Genomic DNA, 23,286 nt, shown 5'->3' on the forward strand with positions numbered 1-23,286 from the left:
ATGGCGGACGGCATGGCGGACGGCATCGCGCCCCCGGGCCCGGACCCGGCCGGCCCCGTCCCCGCCGTACGGCCGTACCTGGTCACCGCCGGCCGGGTCGCGGACGCCGCCTCCGGCCGGGCGCTGCCGGTGGAGACTCAGGTGGTGTCCACCGCCGGCGGTCTCGACGCGCTCGGCCGGCTCTCCTTCGAGCAGCACGACATCGTCGCCGCCTGCCGGCTGCCGCAGTCCCTCGCCGAGCTCGCGGCCCGGCTGCGGCTGCACCTCAACGTGGTGCGCGTCCTGGCCGAAGACCTGCGCGAGGGGGGCCAGCTGGCGGTGTACGTGCCGGACGCCGAGGCCACCCACGACGCGTCCGTCCTGCGCAGGGTTATCGATGGCCTGCGGGCCATCCCCGACTCCCGAGGGGTACCGAGTGACACCGACTGAACCGCTCCTGGCCCGGGGCCCGGCCGCGCCTGCCGCGGTGCGGCCGCCGCTGCCGGTGAAAATGGTGATCGCGGGCGGCTTCGGCGTGGGCAAGACCACGGCCGTCGGCGCGATCTCGGAGATCGAGCCGCTGACCACGGAGGCGTCGATCACCGAGGTCGCGGCCGGTGTGGACGACCTGACGCACACCCCGCGCAAGACCACGACGACCGTCGCGATGGACTTCGGCTGCATCACCATCGACCCGACGCTGAAGCTGTACCTGTTCGGCACGCCCGGGCAGGAGCGCTTCGGGTTCATGTGGGACGACATCGTGGAGGGCGCGGTCGGCGGGCTCGTCATCGTCGACACCCGCCGGCTGGACGACTGCTACGCGGCGGTGGACTACTTCGAGCACAAGGGCATCCCGTTCGCCGTCGCGGTGAACGCCTTCGACGGCCGGGTGGAGCACGCGCTGGAGGACGTCCGCTGGGCGCTGGACGTCTCCGACGGCGTGCCGGTCGTGGTGTTCGACGCCCGGGAGCGGGGCTCGGTGCGGGACGCGCTGCTCGTCGTACTCGAACTCGCGCTGGCCCGCACCGAGCGGTGACCGTCAGGCGCTGCGGCGTACTCCCGGCGACACCGTGAGCCGGGACGCCGCCCAGAACACGGCGAGGGTCGCGAGGGCGAGGCCGGCGACGAGCGTGGCGCCGCCGACGACCTTCTCGTAGTTCTTCTGGTACAGGCCGTCGATGATGTAGCGGCCGAGGCCGCCGAGGCTGACGTAGGCGGCGATGGTGGCGGTGGAGACGATCTGGATGGCCGCCGTCCGCAGGCCGCTGAGGATCAGCGGCAGCGCGACCGGCACCTCCACCTGGAACAGCACGCGGGCCTCGGGCATGCCCATGCCCCGGGCCGCGTCCACCGGGGAGGGGTCGACGGAGCGGACCGCCTCGTAGGTGGTGACCAGGATCGGCGGTACGGCGAGCACGACCAGCGGGATCATCACCGGCAGCAGCCCGAAGCCGATCCAGATGAACATCAGCACCAGCAGGCCGAAGCTGGGCAGCGCGCGGCCGGCGGTGGCGATGAGCGCGAGGGCGTTGCCGCCGCGCCCGGTGTGGCCGGTGAGCAGGCCGACGGGCAGCCCGATCGCGGTGGCGATCAGCAGGGCTTCCAGGGAGTACTTCAGGTGCTCGGCGAACCGGGTGGGGATGCCGTCGTAGCCGTGCCAGTGGGCGCCGTCGCTGAAGAAGGCGTGCGCGAAGTTCAGGACGTTCACCGGGTGGCACCCTTCCGCGGCATCCAGGGGGTGAGGAGGAGGCGGACGAGGACCAGCACGGCATCGGCGAGGATGCCCAGCACCGCGATGGTCAGGACGGAGTTCACGGCCAGCGCGGGCCGGTGGTAGGTCTGGGCGTCGTAGAGCATGTTGCCGAGGGCGCCCTGGTTACCGATGAGCATGCCGACGCTGACCAGGGAGATGCTGGAGACGGTGGCCACCCGCAGCCCGGCGATGATCGCGGGTACGGCGATGGGCAACTGGACCTGGAAGTACCGGCGTACGGGTCCGAGGCCCATGGCCTGGGCGGCGGCCAGGGTCTCCGGCGGCACCGAGCGGACGCCGTCCACGATGGCCGGGACGAGCACCACCAGGCTGTAGAGCGCGAGCGGGATCATCACCGTCGTCTCGCTCTGCCCGAAGTAGTCGATGAGGACGACGAAGAAGGCGAGCGAGGGGATGGCGTACAGGACGGTGGTGATGCCGAGGACGGGCGGGTAGATCCAGCGGAACCGCACGCACAGCTGGGCGATCGGCAGCGAGACGAGCAGCCCGGCGAGCACCGGCAGGAGGGCCTCGCGAAGATGCAGCCCGATGAGACCGGCGTAGCTGTGCTGGAGGTCGCTCGGGAGGTCGAAGAAGCCGCTCATCGCCCGGCCTTAGCGTCGGCGTGCTCCGCCACCCGGCTGTGGGCGGCGCGGATCGCCTCGCCGATGACCTGCTGGGAGACGACACCGACCGCGCGTCCCTCGCCGTCCACCGCGACGGCCCAGCCGGTCGGCGAGAGCACGGCCCCGTCGAGCGCGGTGCGCAGCGAGTCGGTGCCGGGCACGAACGGCCGTCCGTGGTCGAGGAGTCGCTCCCGGTCGATGGCGCCGGCGGTGAGCCGGTCCGGTTCGCTCCAGCCGAGCGGCCTGCCGTCGAGGTCGGTGACGAGGAGGTACGGTGACGCGGCCGCCCGGGCGGCGAGCTTGCCGGCGTCGGCGTCGATCGGGACGACGGGCCCGGTCTGCAACTCCAGGTCGCTGGACGGGAAGAAGGAGAGCCGGCGGATGCCGCGGTCGGCGCCGAGGAAGTCCTCCACGAAGGGGTCGGCGGGCGCGCTGAGCAGTTCGGCGGGCGGGGCGAACTGGGCGAGCCGGCCGCCGGTGCGCAGCACGGCGACCTTCGTGCCCAGCTTGATCGCCTCGTCGATGTCGTGCGTGACGAAGACGATGGTCTTGCCCAGCTCGTCCTGGATGCGCAGGAGTTCGTCCTGGAGCCCCTTGCGGACGACGGGGTCGACGGCGGAGAACGGCTCGTCCATCAGCAGCACCGGCGGGTCGGCGGCGAGGGCGCGGGCCACGCCGACGCGCTGCTGCTGGCCGCCGGAGAGCTGGTACGGGTACCGCTTGGCCAGCGCGGAGTCGAGCCCCACCCGCTCCATCAGCTCGGCGGCCCGGGCCCGGGCCCGCTGCTTGGTCCAGCCGAGCAACCGGGGCACGGTGGCGATGTTGTCGATGATGGTGCGGTGCTGGAAGAGCCCGGCGTTCTGGATGACGTAACCCATCGACCGGCGCAGGGTGTTGACCGGCTGCTGCCGGATGTCCTGGCCGTCGAGGAGGATGCTGCCCTCGCTGGGCTCCACCATCCGGTTGATCATGCGCAGGGTCGTCGTCTTGCCGCAGCCGGAGGGCCCGACGAGGACGGTGATGGCGCGGTCCGGTATGTCCAGCGACAACCGGTCGACTGCGACCGTGCCGTCGGGATACCGCTTCGTGACTGAATCTATCCGTATCAAAACGCCGCGTACCCTTCGGGCGACCGATCCTGGGCTGATGCGGGGAGAGTCTAGACCGCCAGTGTTTCGGCATTTTGGCGGGAGAGCGTTCACCCCGGGCCACCGGGCAACGGCGGGCCCTCTTGGCGCGAACGGATCCACCGCGCCGCACCCGGCACCCGCGCGGGACCCCACGCCGGGGCGGCCGGGGCACTGGCCCCGGCCGCCCCGGCGGTTCCGCTCGGGGGCCTCAGCCCTCCTGGGGCTCCAGCCGCAGCGAGATGGAGTTGATGCAGTACCGCTGGTCGGTCGGGGTCGGGTACCCCTCGCCCTCGAAGACGTGCCCGAGGTGGGAGCCGCAGCGGGCGCACCGCACCTCGGTGCGGACCATGCCGTGCGAGCGGTCCTCGATCAGCTCCACGGCGTCGGTGTCCTTCGGGTCGTAGAAGGACGGCCAGCCGCAGTGCGACTCGAACTTGGTGCCGGAGGTGAACAGCTCCGCGCCACAGGCCCGACAGGAGTAGACGCCCCTGGTCTTGGTGTCCGTGTACTCACCGGTGAAGGCCGGCTCGGTGGCGGCCTGGCGCAGTACGGCGTATTCGGCGGGGGTCAGCTCCGCGCGCCACTGCTCGTCCGGCTTCTCGACGTCGTACGACATCAGTTCTCAGCCCCTTTACTGCGACAGGCGGTCCAGGATCAGCGGGCCCAGGTCTGTCACGTCTCCCGCGCCCATGGTGAGAACGAGATCACCGGGCTTCGCCATTCCCGCGACCGCCGCGGGGATCTCCGCCTTGGCGGACACGGCGGTGACGTCGGCGCCGGCCACGCGCGCGGCCTCGGTGATCAGCTCGCTGGTGACGCCGGGGATCGGGTCCTCGCGGGCCGGGTAGATGTCGAGGACCAGCGAGGCGTCGGCGAGGGCCAGCGCCTGCCCCATCTCCTTGCCCAGCTCCTGGGTGCGGGAGAACAGGTGCGGCTGGAAGACGACGAGGATGCGGGCGTCACCGGCGGCGGCGCGCATGGCCTCCAGGTCGGCGGTCATCTCGGTCGGGTGGTGGGCGTAGGAGTCGATCACCTGGACGCCGGCCGCCTCGCCCTTGAGCTGGAGGCGGCGCTTGACGCCGGTGTAGGCGGCGAGCGCGGGCGCGAGCCGCTCGGCCGGGATGCCGAGGGCGGCGCCGGCGGCGAGCGCGGCGACCGCGTTGAGGGCGTAGTGCCGGCCCGGCACGGACACCCCGAAGGTCAGCTCCTGCCCGTCGAGCACCACGGTGACCTGGCTCTTGAGCCCCTGCGGGACGACCGACAGCACGCGTACGTCCGCGTCGGCGGCCTCGCCGTAGGTCACGATCCGCACGCCGCGGTCCCGCACGCGCCGGGTCAGCTCGCGCGCGCCCTCGTGGTCGGCGGAGACGACCAGGGTGCCGCCCTCGGTGATCCGGTCCACGAACGTCTCGAAGGACTCGTGGATCTCGTCGATCGAGGCGTAGTTGGCGTGGTGGTCCAGCTCGACGTTGAGGACGATGGCGACCTCGGGCGCGTACTTGTGGAAGCTGCGGTCCGACTCGTCGGCCTCGGCGACGAAGATGTCGCCGTCGCCGTGCAGCGCGTTGGAGCCCGGCGCGTCCAGGTCGCCGCCGATGGCGTACGACGGCTCCAGGCCCAGCTCGGTGAGCGAGACGGCGAGCATGGAGGTGGTGGTGGTCTTGCCGTGCGTACCGGCCACGGCGATCGGCCGCAGCCCCTCCATCAGCGCGGCCAGCGCGTCGGAGCGGTGCACCACCGGGATGCCCAGCTCGGCGGCGCGGGCCAGCTCGGGGTTGTCCTTCCGGATCGCCGACGACACGACGACGCAGCTGGCGTCGTCGGCCAGGTGCTCGGCGGCGTGCCCGATGTGCACGGTCGCGCCCAGCGCCCGCAGCGCCTCGGCGGTCGCCGACTCCTTGGCGTCGCTGCCGGCGACCCGGGCCCCGCGCTGGGCGAGGATCTTGGCGATCCCCGACATCCCGGCGCCGCCGATGCCGATGAAGTGCGGTCGGTCCATGGCGTCAGGAAGGCCGGGTGCCATGCGTTTCTCCCCAGAGACGGTGCGAGCTAGAGCGCGCCTAGCCTATGCGCTCGGGCACCGGGCGCCTCGCACGCACCCGCGCCCGGCGGCCGCGCCGCGACCCGGACGGCGACCGGGGGCCCGCCCTATGCCTTGCTGTGCGAGAACAGCTTCAGCACCGGCACCCCCACCCTGTGCCGGGCCCGGGAGGCCCAGTCCCGGTGGAAGAACTCCTCCACGTAGTGCGGGTCCGTCAGCACGATCACCTCGTCGGCGCCGACCTCGGCGACCAGGGACTTCAGCGCGTCCAGCGGGTGCTCCTCGACCAGCCGCCCCTCCGCCCGGCTGCCCGCGGCGCGCAGCGCCTGGAGCGACACGTCGAGGGCCTGCTGCCCCACGCTCCGGGCCTCCTGCCCCTCCGGCGTCTCCCCTTCCCGCACCGCCTCGTCGAGTTCGCCGAGCGCGATGTCGTCGATGGCCCGCAGCAGCCGGTCCGCCTGCTCACCGCGCGGCTGGAGCAGCACGTGGAAGGAGACGGGCTCCTCCCCGTGCAGGGTGGTGACGAACTCCACGTCGGCGGCCGTCAGGGCCTTCTCGATCATCAGAACGCTTGTGAACACCAGGCGCCTCTCTCCTCGGAGGGCCCGGCAGGGCCCGTGCGGAAACCATCCTTCCCCGTGATCGCACGGGTACTGCCGGACCATGCTGCTCGCCGGAAGCCGACCGCGACGGTCGGTTTCCGCCGGCATCAGGACTGACAGTGACGCCAGCACCAACGGTGACGTCAGGTCCGACAGTAACGACCGAACAGAAATCCGTCCTGCTCCAGCAGGGACGCGAGTTCGAACCGGTGCGGAACGGCCACCGACGGTCCCCCGGCGATCCGCTGCGCGTTCCCCGCGGTGAGCGTCGGCGAGAGGGTCAGACACAGCTCGTCCAGCACGTCCGCGGCGATCAGCTGGCCGAGCAGCCGGGGCCCGCCCTCGGTGAGCAGCCGGGTGTGGCCGAGGCCGGCCAGGGCCTGGACCGCGCGGGCGGGCTCCACCCCCATGCCCTCGCCGGCGATCACCACCTGGGCGCCGGCCCGCTCGGCGGCGGCGATCCGGTCGGGGGCGGCCGCGGCGCCGGTGAGCACCAGCGTGGGCACCAGGGGCGAGGTGAACAGCGGCAGCGTGAGGTCCAGCTCCAGGCTCGCGGTGACGATCGCGATCGCCGGGACCGGGGTCTGCCCGGCGGCCGCGCGGGCCCCGGCGAACTCGTCCCGGACGCGGGCGGGCCGGTACCCCTCCTGCCGCACCGTCTCCGCACCGACCACGACGACGTCCGCGAGCGCCCGCAGCGTGCCGAAGATCCGCATGTCGGTGGCGCTGGAGATGGGCTGCGAGCGGCCCTCGTGCTGGGCGGCGCCGTCGAGCGAGGAGACCATGTTGGCCCGCAGCCACGGCCGCGGGGCGCCCTGCGCGGGCTCCGGGTAGGCGTACGCGGCGGCCAGCTCGGCGAGACTCCACTCCCGGTCCACGACCGCGCCGGCCCCGACGGGCCCCCCGACGGGCGGGCGGACCCCGCCGGCCGAGCCGTCCCGGCCCGCCGGGCTCACCTCCCCCTCCGGACCGCGCCCGGCGGTCCGGGCACCCCCTGCGGGGGCCTGGGCTGCTGTTTCTTCGGTCACAGGGAACAGGCGTCGCATGCCGTGCAGTGTGACACGGCGCTTAGCATGGGGAACTGTGTCGTCCTCCACCGCCGCCCCCGGTTCAAGCCCGCTGCCGGAAGCCGGCCCCCTGTCCCTGTGCGCCCGTGAGCCGCACGTGCCCGCGGAGCGGCTGGTCGCCGAGATGGTGCCGCCGCCGCGCTTCGACTCGGTCCGCTTCGCCACGTACATCCCGGACCCGAACCAGCCCAGCCAGACCGAGGCCGTCCAGGTCCTGGAGGGCTTCGCGGCCGGGCTCGACGGGGAGCGGGGCTCCGGCGCCGGCCGGCGCGGCCTGTTCGGCTTCGGCCGGGCCAAGGCGCCCAAGGCCCCGGCCGGCCCGCGCGGGGTGTACCTGGACGGCGGTTACGGCGTCGGCAAGACCCACCTGCTCGCCTCCCTGTGGCACGCCACCCCGGCCGAGCCGTCCCGCAAGGCATTCGGCACCTTCGTGGAGCTGACCAACCTGGTCGGCGCGCTCGGCTTCCAGCAGACGGTGCGGACGCTCTCCGAGCACCGGCTGCTGTGCATCGACGAGTTCGAGCTGGACGACCCCGGCGACACGGTCCTGGTGTCGACGCTGCTCGGCAAGCTGGTCGAGGCGGGCGTGGCACTGGCCGCCACCTCCAACACGCTGCCCGGCAAGCTGGGCGAGGGCCGGTTCGCCGCCGCCGACTTCCTGCGGGAGATCCAGGGCCTGTCGGCCCACTTCCGCACCCTGCGCATCGACGGCGAGGACTACCGGCACCGCGGCCTGCCCGAGGCCCCGGCACCCTTCTCGGACGAGGAGGTCATGAAGACGGCGTTCGCCACCGAGGGCGCCTCTCTGGACGACTTCGGGCGTCTGCTGGAGCACCTGGCGAAGGTGCACCCGAGCCGGTACGGCGCGCTGACCGACGGGGTGCGGGCGGTGTGCCTGACCGGTGTGAAGCCGGTGCCGGACCAGTCGACGGCGCTGCGCCTGGTGGTGCTCGCGGACCGGCTCTACGACCGCGAGGTCCCGGTGCTGGCCTCGGGGCTGCCGTTCGACCGGCTGTTCAGCGAGGAGATGCTGAACGGCGGCTACCGCAAGAAGTACTTCCGCGCGATATCCCGGCTCACCGCGCTGGCACGGGACGCGAAGGGCCTGGTCGGCGCCTAGGGCCCACTCCGGCCGGTCCGGTCGTTCAATAGTCAATCAAACAGTGCGGGTCAAGGGCGGGTTCAGGCCACCCGACCCGCATTTTTCACGCTCTCTTGCGCGCTTAACGCGCAGTTAACCCTGCAAAGGACTTCGCAGGGTTAACGTGTTTCTTGACCATCCATTGACCAACCTTTGGTCTGGACGAGAACCATGAACGCGGCGGAGGGGGGCTCATGTTCCGAGGTACGACCGTTCGGACGCTGCTCACCCTCCTCGGCGTGACGCTGCTCGCCTTCCAGCTCTTCACTCCCGCGGGATCCTTCGCACCCGCGCACACGTTCGGTCAGGCACTGGCCAAGGCCGAGACCGGAACCACCCCCTCCGCACTGCCGGCGCGCGAAGGGTCCGCGGACAAGGTCCGCGCCCCCGGCTGCCCAGGTGACCCCGTGGGCCTCCCGCACGTCCGCGACCGGCAGCGCGGCCCGGCCTCCGGCTGCGCGCAGGAACGCGCCCGCATATCCGGCCGAATGGCCGAAACGGGCCCGTCGGACCCCTCCGGCCGGCCGCACCACCCCGCTCCGAGAGCCTCCAGAGCCCACACCCCGGCGGCGCTCCAGGTCTTCCGCTGCTGACGGACGGGCGCTCTCTCCCCCCACACAACCGTCGTGCACGTCCGACGCGCCGGGCAGGCGCGCCAGGAGGAACCCACACACATGCAGCCCCTCATCGACAACGCCCGTACCTTCGGACAGCGCCCTGAGGAGTTCGCCAGACTCGCCGAAGGCCAGTCCCCGCAGGTGCTGTTCATCACCTGCTCCGACTCCCGGGTCGTCCCGGCCCTGATCACGGGCGCCCGCCCCGGCGAGCTGTTCGAGCTGCGCACCGCGGGCAACATCGTCCCGCCGCACGCCTCCGAGCACCCCACCAGCGAGGCGGCCACCATCGAGTACGCCGTGGAGGTGCTCGGCGTCCGCGACATCGTGGTCTGCGGGCACTCGCACTGCGGCGCCGTCGGCGCGCTGGTGCGCGGTGACGACCTGACCGCCGTACCGGCCGTGCGCGACTGGCTGGCCTCCGCCACCCCGCGCCCGGCCGGTACGGCCGAGGACCCGGAGGTCGCCGAGGGCGTGCAGAGCCACGTCCTGACCCAGCTGCTGCGACTGCGCGCCTACCCCTGCGTCGAGCGCAGGCTGAAGGAGGATCAGCTGGCCCTGCACGCCTGGTACTACGAGGTGCACACCGGCGCCGTACGGACGCACCGCCCGCAGACCGACACCTTCGAGGCCCTGTGAGCGCGCCGATGACCGACAACCGCACCCTCATATCCCGTTTCCCCCACCTCAGGCAGGACTTCGCCGCCTCCCTGGTGGTCTTCCTGGTCGCGCTGCCGCTGTGCGTGGGCGTGGCCGTCGCCTCCGGGGTGCCGGCCGAACTCGGCCTGGTCACCGGCATCGTGGGCGGCATCGTCACCGGGCTGATGCGCGGCAGCAGCCTCCAGGTGTCGGGACCGGCGGCCGGCATGACCGTGCTCGTCTTCGAGGCGGTCAAGGAGTTCGGGCTGCCGGCCCTCGGCGTGATCGTGCTCGTGGCCGGTGTCCTCCAGGTGGCCATGGGCCTGCTGCGGCTGGGCCGCTACTTCCGCGCCATCTCCGTCTCCGTCGTCGAGGGGATGCTGGCCGGAATCGGCCTGGTGATCATCGCCGGGCAGCTGTACTCGGCGCTGGCGGCGAAGGCCCCCGACTCCGGCCTGGGCAAGATCACCGGGGTGCCCGGCGCGTTCTTGGACGCCCTCGGTGACACCGGCGCCCTGGCCTCGCTCGCGGTGGCCGCGGGCACCATCGCGGTGCTGCTGCTGTGGAAGCACACCCCGGCCAGGGTGCGGGCGGTGCCCGGCCCGCTCGCCGCGGTCGGGCTCGCCACACTGGCCGCGTTCGCGCTGGACCTGCCGGTGGCCACCGTGGAGGTGCGGGGCCTGCTCGGCTCGATCCAGCCCCCGCCGCTGAGCGCCTTCGGCGAGCTGGCCGGCGTGGGGCTGCTGGGCACGGTCGTCGCCTTCACCCTGATCGCCTCCGCCGAGTCGCTGTTCAGCGCGGCGGCCGTGGACCGGCTGCACTCCGGTCCGCGCACCCAGTACAACAAGGAGCTCGTCGCCCAGGGCGCCGGCAACATGGTGTGCGGGGTGCTCGGCGCGCTGCCGATGACCGCGGTGATCGTGCGCAGCGCGGCCAACGTGCAGGCCGGTGCCCGCACGAAGGCTTCCCGGGTCATGCACGGCGTCTGGCTGCTGCTGTTCGCGGCGCTGCTGCCCGGCGTGCTGGCCTACATCCCGGTCCCGGCCCTCGCGGGCATCCTGATCCACGCGGGCGCCAAGCTGGTCCCGCTGCGGTCCCTGACCGTGCTGTGGCGCGAGCACCGCGGGGAGGCGCTGGTCCTCGCCGCCACGGCCGTCTCCATCGTGGCGGTCAGCATGTTCGAGGGCGTGCTCATCGGCCTGGCGCTGGCGGTGGTGAAGACCGCCTGGGAGGCCTCGCACGTCAGGCTGGAGATCGTGGACAAGGGCGCGGGGCCGATCGAGGCGCACCTGTCCGGGAACGCGACCTTCCTGCGGCTGCCGAAGATCCTCGACAGCCTGGAGGCACTCCCCCAGGACCGCCCGGTCCGGCTCGACCTGTCCGGGCTGCACCACCTGGACCACGCCTGCCGTACGGCCCTGGAGAACTGGGCCGCGCGGCACAGCGCGGCGGGCACGGAGCCGGTGCAGCTGCTCACGGCCGCCTGACGGCCCGCCCGTGGGGCCGGGGAGCCGGGACCTCTCGGCATCCCGGCCCCACGGGCCTATCGTGGCAACAGCAGACAAACCGGCCTCTGGACGAGGAGGTCACCATGGTCGAGGACCTTGTGGTGCCCCTGGTGGCGGCGGTGGGTTCCGCCGGTGTGGTGTACCTGGCGACCGCGGCGCGGGTGGTCAAGCAGTACGAGCGCGGTGTGCTGTTCCGGCTCGGCCGGGTGGCGGGGGACGTGCGGCCGCCGGGCCTGGCCCTGATCATCCCCTTCGTGGACCGGTTGCAGAAGGTCAACATGCAGATCGTGACCCTGCCGATCCCGGCCCAGGAGGGCATCACCCGCGACAACGTCACCGTCCGGGTGGACGCGGTGGTCTACTTCCGGGTGGTCGACGCGACGAGCGCCCTGATCAAGGTCGAGGACTACAAGTTCGCGGTCTCGCAGATGGCGCAGACGTCCCTGCGGTCGATCATCGGCAAGAGCGATCTGGACGACCTGCTGTCCAACCGCGAGAAGCTCAACCAGGGCCTGGAGCTGATGATCGACAGTCCGGCGGTGGGCTGGGGCATCCAGGTCGACCGGGTCGAGATCAAGGACGTGTCCCTGCCGGACACGATGAAGCGGTCGATGGCCCGCCAGGCCGAGGCGGACCGGGAGCGCCGGGCCCGGATCATCAACGCGGACGCGGAGCTCCAGGCCTCCAGGAAGCTCGCCGAGGCCGCCCAGCAGATGTCGGGGACACCGGCCGCGCTCCAGCTGCGGCTGCTGCAGACGGTGATGGCGGTTGCGGCCGAGAAGAACTCGACGCTGGTCCTGCCCATCCCGGTGGAGCTGCTGCACTTCCTGGAGCGGGGCGCGCAGCCCTCGCCCCCGGAGCAGGAGGGCCAGGACCGGGAGCCCGCGGCGCACACCGACGGCGGACCGCCGGCCGGCTGACGGGCACCTGGGACACCGCGAGCCGGACGGAAGGAGCACGCGTGCGGAACAGGCCGGCCAGGAAGCTCCAGGAACTGCTGCGGCTGCCACCGGGCGAGCGGGTCGACCTGTCCCGGTACGACGCCCGGGCCACCCCCGGCGCCCCGGACGGCAAGCGGGCGGCGCAGGCGGAAGCGGACCGCATGGGCAGGCAGCTGGCCCGGTTCCAGGAGCGGCTGTGGGCGGCGGCCACCGCGGGCGACCACCGCCGGGTGCTGCTGGTCCTCCAGGGCATGGACACCAGCGGCAAGGGCGGCACGGTCAAGCACGTGATCGGCCAGCTGAACCCGTCGGGGTGCCGGATCACGGCGTTCAAGGCGCCCACCGAGGAGGAACGGGGGCACGACTTCCTGTGGCGGGTGCGGCGGGCGCTGCCGGAGCCGGGCGAGATCGGCATCTTCGACCGCTCGCACTACGAGGACGTGCTCATCGCCCGGGTACGGCACCTCGCCCGGCCGGCCGAGATCGGCAGCCGCTACGGCCTGATCAACGACTTCGAGCGCGCCCTCGCCGAGGACGGCGTCACCCTCGTCAAGTGCTTCCTGCACCTCTCCCGCGACGAGCAGCGGCGCCGCTTGCTGCGCCGGCTGGACCGCCCCGAGAAGCGGTGGAAGTTCACCCCCGGCGACATCGACGAACGCGCCCTGTGGCCCGACTACCAGAAGGCGTACGAGCTGGCCCTGGAGCGCTGCGCGGCGCCGTACGCGCCGTGGTACCTGGTCCCGGCGGACCGCAAGTGGTACCGCAACTGGGCCATCAGCCGGCTCCTGCTGGAACGGCTACGGGAGCTGGACCCGCGCTACCCGGAGGCGGACTTCGACGTGACGGACTGCCGGGAACGACTACTGAAACAGACGTGAACGGAGGCCGCACCGGCACGAACGGATGCCCGGCCGGGCGGAATCGCGACACGGACGGATGCCCGGCCGGGCGGGATGGCGGCACGGACGACCGCCGGTCGGGGGGGCTCCAGCCGGGGCCGATGCCGGTGGGGGCGGGGTTCCAGCGAGGGCGGATGTCAGCCGGGCCGGGGTCCGGCGCGGGCGCACGGCAGCGCGAGCGGGTGGGGCGGCGGAAACGGACGCGAGCCGGGACGGGGCCCCGCCCCCGGCAGATGTCCGCCAGACCCAGTCCGGGCACACGCGCAAGCCCGCCGGGCCCCAGACCAGCGCAGGCGCACGGCACGGCCGGGGTCCGCGTAGGCGAGTGGAGGGCGGAGGCTGACGTGTGTCGGGGTGGGCGGGGTACCCGGCGGGCATGCGCGAGCTGCGGAAGGTCACCGATTCGTACTGGCTGCGGACCGCCCCGGGGCCGTCCCACCCCGCCCTGGACGGGGATCTCGACGTGGACGTCGCCGTCGTTGGCGCGGGCATCGCCGGGCTGAGCACCGCCTATGAGCTGGCCAGGGCCGGACGGCGGGTGGCGGTGCTGGAGGCCGGGCGGGTCGCGGCCGGTGTCACCGGCTTCACCACCGCCAAGCTGACCGCCCAGCACACCCTGGTCTACGACCGGCTCCGGCGCACCCGGGGAGTGGAGGGCGCGCGGCTGTACGCCCGTTCGCAGTCGGAGGCGATCGAGCACGCGGCGGCGCTGGCGGCCGAGCTGGGCGTCGACTGCGAGTGGGAGACCCGGGACGCCTACACCTACGTCCGGGAGCGGTCCAGGGTGGCCGAGGTGCGCGCGGAGGCGGAGGCCGCCCGGGAGGCGGGGCTGCCGGCCGTGTTCACCACGGAGACCGGGCTGCCCTTCCCGGTGGCGGGCGCGGTCCGGGTGACCGGGCAGGCACAGTTCCACCCGGTCAAGTACCTGCGGGCGGTCACCGCCGATCTGCTCGCACGCGGCGGCGAGGTGTACGAGCGGACACGGGTCACCGGTCTGGCGGAGGGCAAGCCGTGCCGGCTGACGACGGAGGCGGGCGCCACGGTGACGGCACGGGACGTCGTGGTCGCCACGCACTACCCGGTGTTCGACCGCGCCCTGCTGTTCACCCGGCTCTCCCCGCGCCGGGAACTGGTCGTCGCCGGGCCGCTGGGCGACGGACCGGACCCCCACGGCATGTACATCACGCCGGACGAGAACACCCGCTCGGTGCGCACGGCGCCGTACGGCCCGGACGGGCAGCGGCTGCTGGTCGTCACGGGTGAGCACTTCACGCCCGGCACCGGCGATCCGCAGGCGGGCTTCGAACGGCTCGCCGGCTGGGCCGAGGTGCACTTCCCCGGGGTGAAGCTGGACCACGCCTGGGCCACGCAGGACAACGAGTCCACCGACACCGTCCCGCTGGTCGGCCCCCTGCACCCCGGCGCCCGGCACACCTTCGTCGCCACCGGCTTCGGCGGCTGGGGCCTGAGCGGCGGCATCATGGCCGGGCTGCTGCTGAGCGCGCTGATCACCGGCCGGGACAGCGCCTGGCGGGGGCTGTACGACCCGCGCCGGCTGAAGTCGGTGGTGCGCGAGGCGCCGTCGCTGCTGAAGACCCAGGCCGAGGTGGCCCGGCACTTCGTCGGCGACCGGCTCAAACCGCCGGTCGCGGTGGACGACCTGGAGCCGGGCGACGGCGCGCTGGTGCGGTCCGGCGCCGAACGGCTGGCGGTCCACCGCGACGAGGAGGGTGCCCTGCACGCCGTGTCGGCCCGCTGCACCCACCTCGGCTGCCTGGTCGCGTTCAACCGCGCCGAGCGCGCCTGGGAGTGCCCCTGCCACGGCTCGCGCTTCGCCGTCGACGGCACGGTGCTCCAGGGCCCCGCGGTCGAACCGCTGGAACGACGGGAGCTGGACCAGCCACCGACCGGCCACGGCGGCGAGCAGTCGCCGCCGCGCGGGTGACCCTACCGTCGCGCCGCGGAACATATCACCATACAAACGCAGATTCAGTCCTACGTTCGTACGGTGACCCGACGAGCACGTCATCTCATCGCCGTCTGCCTCCTGGGCGCGGCGCTCACCGCCTGCGGCACCGCGGGCGGGGAGCGGCCCGCCCCGGCCGCCTCCCGCGTCTCCGCGTCCCCCTCCTCCACCCGTCCGCCCGTGCTCACACCCGGCCCCGGCGGGCTGACCCCGGTCTTCGAACACGGTTCGCGCACCCGGGGCAAGACCGTGGCGCTCACCTTCGACGCCGACATGACCGCCGACGAGGGACCCCGCGCGGCCTCCGGCGAGCACTTCGACAATCCGGGCCTGATCGACGCCCTGCGCACGCTGAAGGTGCCGGCGACCGTCTTCATGACCGGCCGGTGGGCCGACGAGTACCCGGCCGAGGCCAGTGCCCTGGGCCACGACCCGCAGTTCGAGGTGGCCAACCACTCCTGGAGCCACTACGCCTTCACCGCCGACTGCTACGGCCTGCCGACCGTCGACGCCGACGGCATGCGGGCGGACGTGCAGCGCGCGTACGAGTCCCTCCGCGCGGCCGGCGTTCCCCACGCGATGCCGTACTTCCGCTTCCCCGGCGGCTGTTACGACCAGCGGGCGCTGCGCGCGCTGAGCGGGCTCGGGGTGACCGCGGTGCAGTGGGACGTGATCAGCGGCGACGCGTTCGCCACGGACGCCGACGCGGTGGTCAAGCAGGTGCTCGACGGGGTGAAGCCGGGCTCGGTGGTCGTCATGCACTGCACCCGCAGCGCGGCCCCGACGACCGAGCGGGTCGTCCGCACGGTCGTACCGGAGCTGCGCCGGCGCGGCTACCGGTTCGTGAAGGTCTCCGAGCTGATCGCCCAGGCGGGCAACGGCCACTGACGTCCTACGCTGGAGGCATGAGCGACGAGGACTACTGCACGATCGTCGAGACGGTGAAGCCGGCGAAGGCCGACGGGCCGCCGTACGCGGAGTGCGTGCTGTGCCGGGAGCCGACGGAGTACCCGGAGTCGTACAAGGGCGTCACGCTGTGCCCCGTCTGCGAGTGGCAGGAGGCGCAGCGCACCGCCTGCTCAGGGTGAGCGGCGCGCGACGAGCCGGCCGGTCGCGGCGAAGGCGGCCGTCGTGAGCAGCACGGCGCTCGCCGGCGGCAGCAGCGGCCCCGGCGCCCGCCCGGTCCGCGACCCGGTGACCAGACCGCTGACCGCTGCCCGCGCCGGGGAACCGGCCGCCACCACCGCCGGCAGCGCGCCCAGCAGCGCCGTAACCGCACGCCCCTGGCCGTGCCGCGCAGGGCGCGGACGAGGGCGGCCGGCGCTCCCGCGGCGGCGGCGCGGAGCCGGGGCACGTGGACCCGGTGACCGTTGCTCGCCGGGTCGCTGATCAGCGTCACCACCGCGGTGGCAGCCAGCCCCAGCAGCACGGCCGCGAGCAGCGCGGTGAGCAGGCTCGATCGGCCGAGAGGGGCGAGCGAAGCCACCCGGTTCACCGGTGTCCCGGAATGTCCCGCGAGCGCACCGCGCGTTGATCGGTCCGGCCGGGGCTTCGTAGGCTGGGCTCCCGTGAGCCACGTTCCCGCCCCCGCCCCCGCCCCCGCCGCCGACAGCCCCGCCCAGCCCGCGCGCGATCCGCGCGACGAGGCGCCCCAGTTCGTCCTGCCGCTCGTGGTACGGATCGAGCGGGGCACCCCACCGGCCCGAACCGACGCCCTGGAGACCGCCGCCCGGGCCGTCCTGACCCTGCTCGGCGACGAGCGGGCGCACGGCGACGGCGAGTGGGCCGAGGCGGTACGCGACTGGGAGGACGCGCGGATCCGGAAGGTGGTCCGGCGGGCCCGGGGCGCGGAGTGGCGGCGCGCCGAGGCGCTGCCCGGGATCACGGTGACGGGCGCCTCCGCGGAGGTCCGGGTCTTCCCGCCCGTCCCGCTGGACGGCTGGCCGAAGGACCTGGCGAAGCTCCAGGTGTCGGGCACCGAGCTGGACGACCCGGAACCGCCGGCCCCCGCCGACCCGGCGGGCCGGCCCGTGCTCTGGCTGAACCCGGACCTGGAGATGTCGGCCGGCAAGGCGATGGCGCAGGCCGGCCACGGCGCCCAGCTGGCCTGGTGGGCCCTGCCCGACACCGCCCGCGCCGCCTGGCGCGCCGCCGGCTTCCCCCTCGCCGTCCGCACGGCCGCCCCGGCCGACTGGCTCCGCCTGACCACCAGCGGCCTGCCCGTGGTCCGCGACGCCGGCTTCACGGAGATCGCCCCGGGCTCCTGCACGGTGGTGGCGGAACACCCGGGCCTGCGCTGACCGGGGAGCGCCCCGCCGTCCCGCAAGCTCAAATGTTGCTCTGAACGCGACAGCAGCGGGGTTCGACGGCGGTCGCCGGGGCCATATCCCCGTCACTCGACGCAGCGGCGGGGGCCGAGGAGGGGGAAGCACCATGCGGCGACTGGGGACCGGGATCGGGTGGCGGCCGGAGATCGCGGAGGCCGTGGAGCGCATGCCCGGCATCGACTGGGTGGAGGTCGTGGCGGAGAACGTCTGCCCCGGCCACCTGCCCCGGTCGCTGCTGCGGCTGCGCGAGCGCGGGGTGACGGTCGTCCCGCACGGCGTCTCCCTCGGTCTCGGCGGCGCGGACCGGCCCGACGAGGGAAGGCTGACGGCGCTCGCCGAGCGGGCGGAGGCGCTCGGCTCACCGCTGGTCACCGAGCACATCGCCTTCGTCCGGGCGGGCGGCGCGCTCACCGCCTCCCCGCGGCTGGAGGCCGGCCATCTGCTGCCGGTGCCGCGCACCCGGGACGCGCTGGACGTGCTGTGCGAGAACGTCCGCATCGCGCAGGACGCGCTGCCGGTGCCGCTGGCCCTGGAGAACATCGCCGCGCTGTTCTCCTGGCCGGGCGAGGAGCTGACCGAGGGCCAGTTCCTGTCCGAGCTGGTCGAGCGGACCGGCGTGCGGCTGCTGATCGACGTGGCCAACCTGCACACCAACCACGTCAACCGGGGCGAGGACCCCGCCGGGGCGCTGGCCGCGCTGCCCCTTGAGGCGATCGCCTACGTCCATGTCGCGGGCGGCGTCGAGCGGGACGGCGTCTGGCACGACAGCCACGCGCACCCCGTGCCGCGTCCGGTCCTCGACATCCTGACCGCTCTCGCCGCCGGGGTCGAGCCGCCGGGGGTGCTCCTGGAGCGGGACGAGAACTTCCCGGAACCGGCGGAGCTGGAGCGGGAGCTGGACGCGATCCGGGAAGCGGTGGCGGCCGGGCGCGCGACGGGGAGCACGGCGGGGGGTGCGACGGGGGCGCCGGCCCTCGGGGGTGCGCGGACCGGGGGCGTCGGTGTCCTGGCGCGGCCGGTGGCGGGGCCGCTGGCGGGCGTGCGGGAGCGGGTCGGGGTCGCGCAGGCCGCCGTGCTGTCGTCCCTGGTGGCGGGGACACCGGTGCCGGAGGGGTTCGACCGGGTGCGGATGGGGGTGCAGGCGCGGGCGCTCGCGGCGAAGCGGGCGGGGGTCGTGGCGAAGGTGGCGCCCGAGCTGCCGGTGATCCTGGGGGCGGGGTACCGGGAGGCGTTCCTAAAGTACGCCCGGCAGCGGCCGATGCGCGGGGGGTACCGGCTGGACGCGCTGGACTTCGCCGGCCACCTGCTGAAGCTGGGGCGGCCGGGCGGCGCGGGGGCGCGGCGCGCACTGCGGGACTGGTGGCTGGACCGCTCGGGCCCGGCACCGCGCAAGAGGGGGCTGGTGGAGCGGGTACGGCGACGCCGGACCTGACGCGCGACCCCGCGCCGCCCGGCCGGTCTCCACCGGCCGGCTGCCGCCACGCCCGACGGAAACGGCGCCCCTACCGCCGACGGCACCGCGGTTCCGCAGACACGCAGGCAACCACGCGACCAGCCACAACGCACCCACAGCCACTCGCGACCCGCACCGGCCCCGGCCGCATCGCCAAACGCCACCCCGGCCCCCAAGTAATATGCCAACCCCGCACCCACCCCCAGCACACCCCGGCGTGCGGCGCAGGAGGCATCATGCGACCGCGACCGCGACCCCCGGTCAACGGCCGAGGCATATTCAGCGGCACCGGGCTCATCGTCACCGGCCTGGCGGCGACGGTCGTCGCGCTGCTCGTCCCGCTGTGGTCGTACGCCGACCGGCAGGACGACCCGGCGAGCGCGAACGTGCTCAGCGCGCAGACGGTGACGACCCCGTATGGGCCGCTGTCCGCGCAGGACCGGGACTTCGTCACCAGGGTGCGGCTGGCCGGGCTGTGGGAGCTGCCCGCCGGGGAGCTGGCGCAGCGGAAGGGGACCACGCCCGCCGTCCGCACCGCCGGCCGGCACCTCGTCGACGGCCACACCTCCCTCGACGCACACGTCCGTACGGTCGCCACCCAGCTCGGCATCGCCCTGCCCAACGAGCCGAACGAGCAGCAGAAGCAGTGGCTCGCCACCCTGGACACGGCCCAGGGCCAGGACTTCGACCGCCAGTTCGCCGGCCTCCTGCGGCTCGCGCACGGACGGGTGTTCTCGCTGGTCGCGCAGATCCGGGCCGGCACCCAGAACTCCCTGGTCCGTGATCTCGCCGACGACGCCAACGCGACCGTCCTGGACCACATCAGGGTCCTGGAGGCCACCGGGTACGTCGACTTCGCCGCGCTGGCCAGGGATCTCGCGGCCTCCGCCGCCCCGGTGCCGACCCCGTCGGAGGTCGATCCCGGCGCGGCCGAACCGGTCGAGCCGTCAGCGGGCCAGGCGTCGCGGGGACAGGCGTCGCCCGGCGAGACCGTCCCGCTGCCGCCCGCCGGCAGCAGCCCGCCGCCGGCGACGAGCAGCCCCTGACCAGCCCGGAAAGCGGAACGTCACAGACCGGCAACACTGCGTCCGGATCGTGGAAAGGGCATGGCGTCCGCCCAGTCACCTGGCATAGAAACACGTCATGTTCTGGGTCCTTCTCCTGCTCCTGGCCTGGTCTTTCGCCGGAACGGCCTGCACCCGGCTGTGCCTCGCGGCCGTCCGCTCGGCAGCCGCGGACGTGCGTGGCGCGCCGGTGGACGGGGAGCGTGATCTGACGCTGTACGAGGCGGCCTTCCTCTCCGGCGGTCCCGCGCGGGTCGCCGACGTGACCCTGGTCTCCATGGCCCGCCAGCGCCGGCTGCTGCTCGCGCACACCGGCTGGGCGACGGTCGTGGACCCGCGGGGGCGGGACGAGATGGAGCAGTCCGTCATAGGGGCCATAGGGCCGGAGGGCCAGTCGCGGATCGCCCCCGTACGGGCCCGGGCGGCGGGCGCCGAGGCGGTGCGCCGGCTGGCCGACGGGCTGGTCCGCGCGGGTCTCGCGGTGCCCGAGGGCACGGGGACGACCGTGGGGGCCGCCGTCCGCCAGGTGCGGGCCTCCGTGCTCGTCGTGGCCGCGCTGGGCGTGACCGCGCTGCTGCTGCCCATCCAGACCGGGACGCCCCGGCTGCTGGTCGGCCTGTGGTTCGCCCTGCCCCTCACCCTGGCGCTGAGCTGCCTGGCCATCGCCCGGTTCGAGGCGCATCCGTACTCGCGCTGGGCCTCCCCGGCCGGACAGCGGCTGCTGAGCGCGCTGGCCGGCAGGCCGGCCGGGGACGAGCGGTCGTTCCTCACCTCCGTGGCCGTGCGCGGCATCCGCGCGATAGGCGAACCGGAGCTGCGCGCGGCCTTCACCCACCACGACCAGCCCTGGCGGGAGTGACGACCGGGCGGGCGATCCGGCGGGGGCGGGCGCGGCGTCGGGGGCGGCTTCCGGGGGCGCACAGGGGGCATTGCGGCCGACACCGGCCCGACGGTGCTTGCCTTCCCCCACGGCCGGCCGAAACATCCCTTCTGTCGTCGCGGGCCGTGGCAGCCGTGCCATCGCCGCCGCGCATCGAAGGGATACGCGATGAAAGCTGCCGCCCTCTACTCGGCCGCCGGTTCCTTGCTCCTGACCACCCTGGCCGCGGCCCCGGCGGGCGGCACACCCGGCACCCCCGGCACGGCGGGCGCCCCCGGCGCGGCCGAGCTGCGCGGCACCGCGGTGGCCGTGGCCCGCGCCCGGGCGGCCGGGATCGACTTCGGTCCGTGCTCCGCCGCCGACGTCCCGGAGGCACCGGCCGGCGTGCGGTGCGGCACGGTGAGCGTCCCGCTGGACTACGCCCACCCGGACGGCAAGCTGATCCGGCTGACCGTCAGCCGCGCCGAGGCCACCCACAAGGACCCGCGCAACAGCAAGCGGAAGGTCCCCCGGCAGGGCGCCCTGGTCTTCAACCCGGGCGGCCCCGGCGCCTCCGGCATGTACTTCCCGCTCATCGGCACGATCCCGGAGTGGCAGCGGGTCGCCGCCGCCTACGACCTCGTCGGCTACGCCCCGCGCGGCGTCGGCCGGTCGGCGCCGCTGTCCTGCGAGGACCCGAAGCGCTTCTTCAAGGCGCCCACCGCGGCGCCGACGCACCCCTCGGAGGCGTACAAGCGGCAGCGCGTCGCCCAGGCGAAGGCGTACGCGCGCGGCTGTGCCCAGCGGTCCGGGAGCGGGCTGCGGTTCTACAACTCGCTCAACAACGCCCGTGACCTCGACGTCCTGCGGGCCGCGCTGGGCGAGGACCGGCTGACCTTCATGGGGGCGTCGTACGGCACCTACTTCGGGGCGCTGTACGCGGCGATGTTCCCCTCCCACGTGCGGCGCATGGTGCTGGACTCGGCGGTGAACCCGGACCCGCAGAAGATCTGGTACCGCAGCAACCTGGACCAGTCGGCGGCGTTCGAGGAGCGCTGGGCGGACTTCCGTGAGTGGATCGCCCGGCACGACGACGTGTACCACCTCGGTGCCACACCCGCGCGCGTGCAGCGCGGCTACGACACCGCGCGCGAACGGCTGGCCGGGAAGGCGGCGGGCGGGACGGTCGGTCCCGGCCAGTTGCAGAACGTCTTCCTGGCGGCCGCGTACTACGACGACTTCTGGCCGAGCCGCGCGGCGGCGCTCTCGGCGTACCTGCACGGCGACCCCAAGCCGCTGGTCCGGCTGGCCACGCCGAGCCCGGAGAGCGCCGCCGAGGCGGAGAACAGCAGCGCGGTGTACACGGCCGTGGAGTGCAACGACGCGCCCTGGCCGACGGACTGGGCGGTGTGGGACCGGGACAACACGCGGCTCGCCCGGATGGCGCCCTTCGAGACCTGGGACAACGCGTGGATGAACCTGCCGTGCGCCTACTGGCCGGCGCCCCGGCAACGGCCGCTGGACGTGCGGACCGGGGTCGGCGAGCTGCCGCCGGTGCTGGTCCTGGCGGCCGAGCGGGACGCCGCCGCGCCGTACCAGGGCGCGCTGGAGATGAACCGGCGGCTGGCGGGCTCGGTGCTGGTGACCGAGCGGGACGCGGGCACGCACGGCGTCGGCGGCGGGCCCAACAGGTGCGTCAACGGGTACCTGGAGGCGTACCTGCTGGAGGGCCGCGTCCCGGCGCGGCACGCGTCGTGCGCGCCGCGCCCCGAACCGGTCGCCTCCGGCGGTCCGGCCGACGACGCGGTTCGGCGGGACGCGCTCAAGGGGAAAGCCGGCCGGCGGTAGGCGCGGCCACCGGGGTGCGCGGTCGGGCCGTCGGCCGGCCGCTGGTCCGTACGGCCTGACCGCGCCGCCCCCGTGCCCCTGCGGGGCGCTTCAGGCGAGGTCCGCCACCAGTTCGCCGATGTCCTTGCGGCGGCCCGTGAAGAACGGGACCTCCTCGCGGACGTGCCTGCGGGCCTCGGAGGCGCGCAGGTGGCGCATGAGGTCGACGATGCGGTACAGCTCGTCGGCCTCGAAGGCCAGGATCCACTCGTAGTCGCCGAGGGAGAACGAGGCGACCGTGTTGGCGCGCACGTCCGGGTAGCCGCGGGCCATCTTGCCGTGGTCGGCGAGCATCCGGCGCCGGTCCTCGTCGGGCAGCAGGTACCAGTCGTAGGAGCGGACGAAGGGGTAGACGCTCACGTAATTGCGGGGCGTCTCGTCGGCGAGGAACGCCGGGATGTGCGAGCGGTTGAACTCGGCGGGGCGGTGCAGCGCCATGTTCGACCACACCGGCTCCAGCGCGCGGCCGAGCCTCGTGCGGCGGAAGAGGTTGTACGCCTCCTGGAGCTGGTCGCTGGTCTCGGCGTGCCACCAGATCATGAGGTCGGCGTCGGCGCGCAGGCCGGAGACGTCGTAGGTGCCGCGGATCGTCACGTCCTTGGCGGCGAGCTGGTCGAACAGCTCCTGGACCTCGTCGGCGTATCCCGCGCGGTCCTCCGGGAGGACGTCCTTCAGCTTGAAGACGGACCAGAGGGTGTAGCGGATGACCTCGTTGAGGTCCTTGGCCAGCTTGCCCTTGTTCGGGACCCTGCCGGACTCGGTGGTGGGGGCGTCGTCACTCATGGTC

The 23,286-nt window shown here is 73.9% G+C and carries 24 protein-coding genes; 16 read left to right on the top strand and 8 right to left on the bottom strand.

Annotated elements, in window-relative coordinates:
- Positions 1–12: 12 nt before the first annotated feature.
- Both AB0947_RS00965 and AB0947_RS00970 read left to right on the top strand, forming a co-directional pair.
- Positions 13–429, top strand: coding sequence for a DUF742 domain-containing protein (locus tag AB0947_RS00965; RefSeq protein WP_366748431.1), 417 nt, complete (start codon positions 13–15; stop codon positions 427–429).
- Positions 416–1,018 carry an ATP/GTP-binding protein gene (locus AB0947_RS00970; protein WP_132783182.1) on the top strand — a complete coding sequence of 201 codons (603 nt, stop codon included), beginning with the start codon at positions 416–418 and terminating at the stop codon, positions 1,016–1,018. Before AB0947_RS00965 ends, AB0947_RS00970 begins: the two co-directional genes overlap by 14 nt.
- 3 nt (positions 1,019–1,021) lie before the next feature.
- On the opposite strand, the gene AB0947_RS00975 is transcribed toward AB0947_RS00970, so the two are convergent.
- The 7 genes from AB0947_RS00975 to AB0947_RS01005 all read right to left on the bottom strand — a co-directional run bounded on the left by AB0947_RS00975 (position 1,022) and on the right by AB0947_RS01005 (position 7,180).
- Positions 1,022–1,690, bottom strand: a complete 669-nt coding sequence (locus AB0947_RS00975) for an ABC transporter permease (protein ID WP_366748153.1) — start codon at positions 1,688–1,690, stop codon at positions 1,022–1,024.
- The gene (locus AB0947_RS00980) at positions 1,687–2,340 is read right to left on the bottom strand and encodes an ABC transporter permease subunit (protein WP_366748154.1); all 654 of its coding nucleotides are present in this window, start codon (positions 2,338–2,340) and stop codon (positions 1,687–1,689) included. The genes AB0947_RS00975 and AB0947_RS00980 overlap by 4 nt, the downstream gene beginning before the upstream one ends.
- Positions 2,337–3,470 (bottom strand): ABC transporter ATP-binding protein, encoded by a 1,134-nt coding sequence (locus AB0947_RS00985; protein ID WP_366748155.1) that lies wholly within the window; start codon positions 3,468–3,470, stop codon positions 2,337–2,339. The genes AB0947_RS00980 and AB0947_RS00985 overlap by 4 nt, the downstream gene beginning before the upstream one ends.
- 229 nt (positions 3,471–3,699) lie before the next feature.
- Positions 3,700–4,107 (bottom strand): peptide-methionine (R)-S-oxide reductase MsrB, encoded by a 408-nt coding sequence (msrB, locus tag AB0947_RS00990; protein ID WP_366748156.1) that lies wholly within the window; start codon positions 4,105–4,107, stop codon positions 3,700–3,702.
- A 15-nt stretch (positions 4,108–4,122) separates the two neighbouring features.
- A complete protein-coding gene (gene murC, locus AB0947_RS00995) occupies positions 4,123–5,514 on the bottom strand; it encodes a UDP-N-acetylmuramate--L-alanine ligase (protein ID WP_366748157.1) in 1,392 nt (463 codons plus the stop codon).
- Positions 5,515–5,639: 125 nt separating this feature from the next.
- On the bottom strand, positions 5,640–6,113 hold the full coding sequence (locus AB0947_RS01000) for an indole-3-glycerol phosphate synthase (RefSeq protein WP_366748158.1): 474 nt from the start codon (positions 6,111–6,113) through the stop codon (positions 5,640–5,642).
- A 164-nt stretch (positions 6,114–6,277) separates the two neighbouring features.
- Entirely contained in the window at positions 6,278–7,180 is a 903-nt protein-coding gene (locus AB0947_RS01005) for a pyrimidine reductase family protein (RefSeq protein ID WP_366748159.1), read from the bottom strand.
- Between the two features lie 37 nt (positions 7,181–7,217).
- On the opposite strand from AB0947_RS01005, the gene zapE reads away from it, so the two are divergent.
- The 14 genes from zapE to AB0947_RS01075 all read left to right on the top strand — a co-directional run bounded on the left by zapE (position 7,218) and on the right by AB0947_RS01075 (position 22,460).
- A complete protein-coding gene (zapE, locus tag AB0947_RS01010) occupies positions 7,218–8,321 on the top strand; it encodes a cell division protein ZapE (protein WP_366748160.1) in 1,104 nt (367 codons plus the stop codon).
- A gap of 215 nt (positions 8,322–8,536) precedes the next feature.
- Entirely contained in the window at positions 8,537–8,935 is a 399-nt protein-coding gene (locus AB0947_RS01015) for a hypothetical protein (RefSeq protein WP_366748161.1), read from the top strand.
- 81 nt (positions 8,936–9,016) lie between these two features.
- A complete protein-coding gene (locus tag AB0947_RS01020) occupies positions 9,017–9,595 on the top strand; it encodes a carbonic anhydrase (RefSeq protein ID WP_366748162.1) in 579 nt (192 codons plus the stop codon).
- Positions 9,596–9,603: 8 nt separating this feature from the next.
- Positions 9,604–11,082, top strand: coding sequence for a SulP family inorganic anion transporter (locus AB0947_RS01025; RefSeq protein WP_366748163.1), 1,479 nt, complete (start codon positions 9,604–9,606; stop codon positions 11,080–11,082).
- Between the two features lie 104 nt (positions 11,083–11,186).
- Positions 11,187–12,023 (top strand): slipin family protein, encoded by an 837-nt coding sequence (locus AB0947_RS01030; protein WP_366748164.1) that lies wholly within the window; start codon positions 11,187–11,189, stop codon positions 12,021–12,023.
- A 41-nt stretch (positions 12,024–12,064) separates the two neighbouring features.
- Positions 12,065–12,922, top strand: coding sequence for a PPK2 family polyphosphate kinase (locus AB0947_RS01035; protein ID WP_366748165.1), 858 nt, complete (start codon positions 12,065–12,067; stop codon positions 12,920–12,922).
- 397 nt (positions 12,923–13,319) lie between these two features.
- Positions 13,320–14,888: an FAD-dependent oxidoreductase gene (locus tag AB0947_RS01040; protein ID WP_366748166.1), complete on the top strand. Its 1,569-nt coding sequence runs from the start codon at positions 13,320–13,322 to the stop codon at positions 14,886–14,888.
- Positions 14,889–14,951: 63 nt separating this feature from the next.
- Positions 14,952–15,797: a polysaccharide deacetylase family protein gene (locus AB0947_RS01045; RefSeq protein ID WP_366748167.1), complete on the top strand. Its 846-nt coding sequence runs from the start codon at positions 14,952–14,954 to the stop codon at positions 15,795–15,797.
- A 17-nt stretch (positions 15,798–15,814) separates the two neighbouring features.
- Entirely contained in the window at positions 15,815–15,997 is a 183-nt protein-coding gene (locus AB0947_RS01050; protein WP_366748168.1) for a hypothetical protein, read from the top strand.
- 480 nt (positions 15,998–16,477) lie between these two features.
- On the top strand, positions 16,478–17,209 hold the full coding sequence (locus tag AB0947_RS01055; RefSeq protein WP_366748169.1) for a peptidyl-tRNA hydrolase: 732 nt from the start codon (positions 16,478–16,480) through the stop codon (positions 17,207–17,209).
- Between the two features lie 133 nt (positions 17,210–17,342).
- Positions 17,343–18,668, top strand: a complete 1,326-nt coding sequence (locus AB0947_RS01060) for a DUF692 domain-containing protein (protein ID WP_366748170.1) — start codon at positions 17,343–17,345, stop codon at positions 18,666–18,668.
- 257 nt (positions 18,669–18,925) lie between these two features.
- On the top strand, positions 18,926–19,735 hold the full coding sequence (locus AB0947_RS01065; protein ID WP_366748171.1) for a DUF4142 domain-containing protein: 810 nt from the start codon (positions 18,926–18,928) through the stop codon (positions 19,733–19,735).
- A gap of 97 nt (positions 19,736–19,832) precedes the next feature.
- A complete protein-coding gene (locus AB0947_RS01070; protein ID WP_366748172.1) occupies positions 19,833–20,612 on the top strand; it encodes a TIGR04222 domain-containing membrane protein in 780 nt (259 codons plus the stop codon).
- 189 nt (positions 20,613–20,801) lie between these two features.
- A complete protein-coding gene (locus AB0947_RS01075; protein ID WP_366748173.1) occupies positions 20,802–22,460 on the top strand; it encodes an alpha/beta hydrolase in 1,659 nt (552 codons plus the stop codon).
- 90 nt (positions 22,461–22,550) lie between these two features.
- On the opposite strand, the gene hemQ is transcribed toward AB0947_RS01075, so the two are convergent.
- Positions 22,551–23,282 (bottom strand): hydrogen peroxide-dependent heme synthase, encoded by a 732-nt coding sequence (gene hemQ / locus AB0947_RS01080; RefSeq protein WP_366748174.1) that lies wholly within the window; start codon positions 23,280–23,282, stop codon positions 22,551–22,553.
- Between the last annotated feature and the right edge of the window lie 4 nt (positions 23,283–23,286).

The sequence above is a fragment of the Streptomyces sp. NPDC047841 genome (assembly GCF_040704085.1).
Taxonomy (GTDB): Bacteria; Actinomycetota; Actinomycetes; order Streptomycetales; family Streptomycetaceae; genus Streptomyces; species Streptomyces argyrophylli.